Source organism: Pseudaquabacterium terrae (genome assembly GCF_013266755.1).
Lineage (GTDB): Bacteria > Pseudomonadota > Gammaproteobacteria > Burkholderiales > Burkholderiaceae_C > Pseudaquabacterium > Pseudaquabacterium terrae.
The window spans coordinates 1-5,125 of record NZ_JABRWJ010000033.1 but is presented as its reverse complement, the minus strand read 5'-3'; the positions used below and the strand labels follow the sequence as shown (position 1 = coordinate 5,125).

The 5,125-nt window shown below is 62.7% G+C and carries 4 protein-coding genes; all 4 read left to right on the top strand.

Annotated features, from left to right (window positions below):
• The first annotated feature begins 183 nt into the window (after positions 1 to 183).
• The 4 genes from HLB44_RS36485 to HLB44_RS36470 all read left to right on the top strand — a co-directional run bounded on the left by HLB44_RS36485 (position 184) and on the right by HLB44_RS36470 (position 4,984).
• Positions 184 to 468 (top strand): hypothetical protein, encoded by a 285-nt coding sequence (locus HLB44_RS36485; protein ID WP_173135744.1) that lies wholly within the window; start codon positions 184 to 186, stop codon positions 466 to 468.
• A gap of 1,706 nt (positions 469 to 2,174) precedes the next feature.
• Positions 2,175 to 2,573, top strand: coding sequence for a hypothetical protein (locus HLB44_RS36480; RefSeq protein WP_173135741.1), 399 nt, complete (start codon positions 2,175 to 2,177; stop codon positions 2,571 to 2,573).
• A gap of 1,369 nt (positions 2,574 to 3,942) precedes the next feature.
• Positions 3,943 to 4,440 (top strand): hypothetical protein, encoded by a 498-nt coding sequence (locus HLB44_RS36475; RefSeq protein WP_173135738.1) that lies wholly within the window; start codon positions 3,943 to 3,945, stop codon positions 4,438 to 4,440.
• Positions 4,441 to 4,669: 229 nt separating this feature from the next.
• Positions 4,670 to 4,984, top strand: coding sequence for a hypothetical protein (locus tag HLB44_RS36470; protein ID WP_173135735.1), 315 nt, complete (start codon positions 4,670 to 4,672; stop codon positions 4,982 to 4,984).
• The last annotated feature ends 141 nt before the right edge of the window (positions 4,985 to 5,125 follow it).

Sequence of the window (5,125 nt, the reverse complement as noted above, 5' to 3'; positions counted from 1 at the left end):
CGGTCAACGCGACGTCCACCAGCTACGCGCCAGGGCCGCGAGGCACCCAGGCATATCATCTGCCTCGCGGCCCTGGCGCTCCGCTGGCGGCCGCGCGTTACCTCAAACGTTAGGCCGCATGTGCCGACATCCGTGCGACGATCGGCTCACCTCATTCGCCACATCGAGCACAGGGAGACCACCATGTCAAAGACGATCGGACGATTCGGACATGAAGTCACCAAGATGACCAAAGACGATCGCTTGCCCTTCGACCCGTACGTCATGTTGTGCCTGCAGAGCTATGGCGGCACGACGCGGGACAGAGCGCCAACAATTTCGGCACATCTCATGAGTGAAGACGAGATTGATTCCTACGTCAGCCAACTGAAGGCGGACCTAGACACTGCCGGAGCATCTGCGAAGCGTGCGCTCAAGGCTGCAAAAGAGCAAACCCAACGCATCGTCTCTGAGCGTGGCGCCAAGTAATCTCCCAGGGCAAGAAATGCGGCCTAACCCTTCGGTCAACGCGACCCGCAACAGCAGGCGTCTTGGGGCGCGAGGCACCCAGGCCCATCATGTGCCTCGCGCCCCAAGCCCCCTGCTGCTGCGGGCGCGTTACCTCAAACGTTAGGCCCCGGCACAGTGAATACGAACCCGCGCAGTCGCAATGATCGCGGCTCGATGAAGACAAGGGTGTCGTGCACGCGCATAAGCGGTGACGAGCAAGAGTCCGATAGCCAGAAGAGACGATGCCATCGGCAAGGCCGGCGAGCCAAATCGGAAGGGCCAGTCCTCAGCGGGCTGTCCGTCCTCCGGCGGCCAGCGGACGTATCCGGCTCCTCGAAGCAGGAAGAAGACGAGAACACCAAGACCAGAAAGCCGATCTCGCATGCGCAAGGCGCCTGCGCACTGCAACGTATCCGCGGGCCTGAGGGCCAAGTCCGAAGACCCGGCACGCACGCACTTCAGCAGCAAGGCACCGTCAGTGTGGCTTCGTCACCAGTAGGGTTCTCGGCCCTCCTTCGCTTCGCTCACCTCTCTTGGCCTAACCGGTCGGTCGAGGCGACGTCCACCAGCTGCGCACCAGGGCCGCGAGGCTCCCAGGCATATCATCTGCCTCGCGGCCCTGGCGCTCCGCTGGCGGCCGCGCCTCACCTCGAACGTTAGGCCTCGGGTCAGCACGGTCGTCGCGACTCGCAGCGTTCAAGAAGCACCACATGCCTGCGACCGTCGTCTCGTCAGCCAGCAGTGAACAGCCGAATACGAGAGCAGCGCGTCTGGCAAGGCCCTGGCAAAGGAACAGGGGGCAAGGTCTGTGCGAGCCGCCCGTCGCACGCGCGGTCGGCGCACGGCCCGAGCGCATCGAAGAACAAGATCGGTCGTCGCGACTCGAAGCACCGAGCACCAGGCCACAAAGAGCATGGCGTTCACTTCGGGCGGTGCTCGCATCGCTTCTCAGGCAGCCGTCGGCGGCAAGAACATCGGTCAAGCTCTGGCAGTTCTCGCGTCCGTGTCGCCCAGTTCAGGGCACAAGTCGCTCCTCAGCCTGCTCGCTGTTCACGGTCGCCAACGCACCGAGGCCTAACCCTTCGGTCAACGCGACGTCCACCAGCTACGCGCCAGGGCCGCGAGGCACCCAGGCATATCATCTGCCTCGCGGCCCTGGCGCTCCGCTGGCGGCCGCGCGTTACCTCAAACGTTAGGTGTCCGTCGAAGTGCGCCACTTGCGAAGGTTCGTTCAGCCCACCGTCGCCGGCGAGCGCGATCGGAGCTGCGCTCTGGAAGCGAAGACGTCGTTCGTCGTGATGCCCTGGCAGAAACACAAATCCGTTGGCTGCATGCGCAGCCCACCACGCGCCCTTCGGGCGTTTGCAGTTAGGAAACCGAAGGCCGCACTGCTGCTCACCAAGGTCTATCGCTCGTCATGGCCGCTCAGCTCGAAGTCCAGGAATACCCGCTCGGGCTCTGGCAGCGCGCGCACCTGCGCTGTTCAAGTTCTGGTTTGCGCATTCTCGTCATCCGTCCTTCTGGCATCGTTGCCCAAGACCCGCAGCCACCTAACCCTTCGGTCAACGCGACGTCCACCAGCTACGCGCCAGGGCCGCGAGGCACCCAGGCATATCATGTGCCTCGCGGCCCTGGCGCTCCGCTGGCGGCCGCGCGTTACCTCAAACGTTAGGTGTCAGCCCAAGATGCGCCTTGCCCAGTCCGTCGAGCGTCTTGCGAGCACCGATCCGTTGCGTATCAAACAGCCGGCGCTTGTTTACAGCTATCGCTCAATCGGCACGGCCCTGGCAGAAGCGATCGACATCAGCGAAGTGTCCAAGACTGCGAGATCACCCGAGTGGGCTGTCCGTCCTCCGGCGGCCAGCGGACGGCTTCAGCAGTTCGTGGGAGTCGCCTGCGCCGTCCAGCGCGGGCTGCCCGTCGCACGCGCGGGCAGCGCACGGCTCTGGCAAGCAACCACGGGCACGGCTCTGGCAACGCTCAAGGCTTGTCGAGGCTTGCTCATTCCTGCAGCACTCGGTCTGCCCGCACGGTCACGCGTGTGGTCGCTCTGGCAACAAGGCCTCTGGCATGCAGCCACCTAACCCTTCGGTCAACGCGACGTCCTCCAGCTACGCGCCAGGGCCGCGAGGCACTCAGGCATATCATGTGCCTCGCGGCCCTGGCGCTCCGCTGGCGGCCGCGCGTTACCTCAAACGTTAGGCGTCACGGGTGGGTCCTCATGTCAAAACATCTAACGCTCATCCTCTTTGCGCTATGGCTTCTACTTGGCATCGCAGCTGGAGCATATCTGTACCAGCACCGACCGGACGGTGCCGTGAAGTGGCTTCTCTGGTTTGTCGCGGGACCACCGATCTACCTCCTGCTCAGCGGTGCGGGCGAACTCCTAGGAGAAGTGCTTGGCAGGCTACCTGGTATCAAGCAAGGCAACGCGTACGTCGAACAACGCACGAAGGGCATTTCCACGTCTGGCATCCGCATACTTTGGTACCTCGTCATCTCACTTATCGCGATAGCCGTAATTCTGGTGTCTACGTGGCTCCTGCGCGATCGCATCTAGTGCAAGCCCGTCGAACAGTGCTCCTTCAACAGTGACGCCTAACCCATCGGTCAACGCGACGTCCACCAGCTACGCACCAGGGCCGCGAGGCACCCAGGTCTATCATGTGCCTCGCGGCCCTGGCGCTCCGCTGGCGGCCGCGCGTTACCTCAAACGTTAGGCGTCTGGCACATCGCGAACTGCCCGCCGTCCTAGCGATTGCCACAGGCGCCAACAGCGAGTAGCCTTCCCTCGCGGGTTGGATCGTCGACGTCCCGTCCTCCCGGCTCGCCGTGCGAAGCATATCCAACGCGCGTCTCATCCCTTGGAGGGAACTATGTCCTGCGACCACTCATCAACGCGGAGCTTGCGACTTCCCCGGCCTTTCGTCCCGACACTCGTTGTACTGTCGCTAACCGCGTGCATGGCAACCGCGCCCGTCACCGTACCCAAAGCCGAGCTCCACGCAATCAAGCCCGTGAGCACCGCAGTTCCTAAGGAGTGTGCTGCACTCCTTGGGGGCTGGGCTGGGACATGGCCATATGGGAACTTCGGTCAACTTCGCCTTTGGGTCACCGAAATCGATGAGTCGTGCACCGCGACCTATGCCTATAGCGGCCGAACCGGATCGGAAAAGATTGTCAAGGGCACGCTGCGGGTTCCATGCGGCGGGGGCAGTTGCTACTTCTCTCCTTCGGGCGATGGTCTCGCGGCAAGTTACTCGGAGTCATCAACGCAACGAACGAACTTCGGAAGAATAGTCGCGGCTCCGTAGACAGACGCCTAACCCTTCGGTCGAGGCGACAGCCTACAGCGGGGGCCTGTGGCCGCGAGGTGCTCAGGCTTATCATGCACCTCGCGGCCACAGGCCCCCGCTGTAGGCTGCGCCTCACCTCGAACGTTAGGCCTCACCGATGCAGCGTCTGCTCCTCTTCATCCTGTTGCTCGCCGGGACTCACGCCGTGCAGGCGGATGTGTTCTACAAACTCGTCAAGTACCAGTGCTCTCCCAAGAAGGGCCATCTTGTTGTTTCGTATGCCGGCGCCTACAACGAAAGAGGAAAGCAGATGGTCGACTCCAAGGGTCCGAACGAATGGGACCCGTGGACGCTGGTCAAGGTGGAAGGCGACAAGATCACGCCTCAACGATCTATCCTAAGAACCTGCCGTCTGCGGGACGGCGTCTACGGTGTCGAGATCTTTCCCTCGCCCGGAAACAGCAGCATCCAAGGCACTTGCGGCGCAGAAATGAGTGCCGGTGTTGAAGTGAAGAAGAATGACGTCTCAGTCCTGCGGACCCTATTCGAAGGCGACTGTCATGGCGATGATCCCGTAATTGTAGAAGTCGTGGTTTCCGCGAAGTCGCGAACACCTCGGACCAGAAGCGTTTCAAAACCCGCCTTCTACCGGTGAGTGAGGCCTAACCCTTCGGTCAACGCGACGTCCACCAGCTACGCGCAAGGGCCGCGAGGCACCCAGGCATATCATGTGCCTCGCGGCCCTGGCGCTCCGCTGGCGGCCGCGCGTTACCTCAAACGTTAGGCGTCTTGTGAAGACTTCGGCCCGCGTAGGCGTCCTTCTTAGCATCGCAGCACTCACAATCCTCGTCGTCTGGCGTCCTCTACATTCGGCGCCAGAGCAAGTGAACGTGGAGCAGCCGTGCAACACATTCGTCTCCGAGTTTGCGCCAGTACCAACCCCGCAGCTACGACCGAGCGGTCCCCCTTACGAGCTCCTTGTCAGCTTCACCCCCGCCAAAGACAAGGAAGCCGATGCTGTGGTCGCCGCGGTTGAGGCGGGAACGAGACGCGTCGTCATTCCGTCGGCCAATGTCGAGGCGGAAGCATTGCGCGTCGAACGTGGTCACCTTGTCCTGCGGGCGCATACGAAAGACCATGCCGTCCAACTACTGCGCGCGCTGTGCTTCAAGGAACCGTCCTTCACTTCTGCCAAGTAGGCATGCAAGGCCAAGAGACGCCTAACCCTTCGGTCAACGCGACGTCCACCAGCTACGCGCCAGGGCCGCGAGGCACCCAGGCATATCATGTGCCTCGCGGCCCTGGCGCTCCGCTGGCGGCCGCGCGTTACCTCAAACGTT

What these genes read in the sequence shown, in the direction of transcription:
- HLB44_RS36475 (WP_173135738.1), top strand. Translation starts at nt 3,943, where the DNA reads ATGCAGCGTCTGCTCCTCTTCATCCTGTTGCTCGCCGGGACTCACGCC.
- HLB44_RS36485 (WP_173135744.1), top strand. Translation starts at nt 184, where the DNA reads ATGTCAAAGACGATCGGACGATTCGGACATGAAGTCACCAAGATGACC.
- HLB44_RS36480 (WP_173135741.1), top strand. Translation starts at nt 2,175, where the DNA reads ATGCGCCTTGCCCAGTCCGTCGAGCGTCTTGCGAGCACCGATCCGTTG.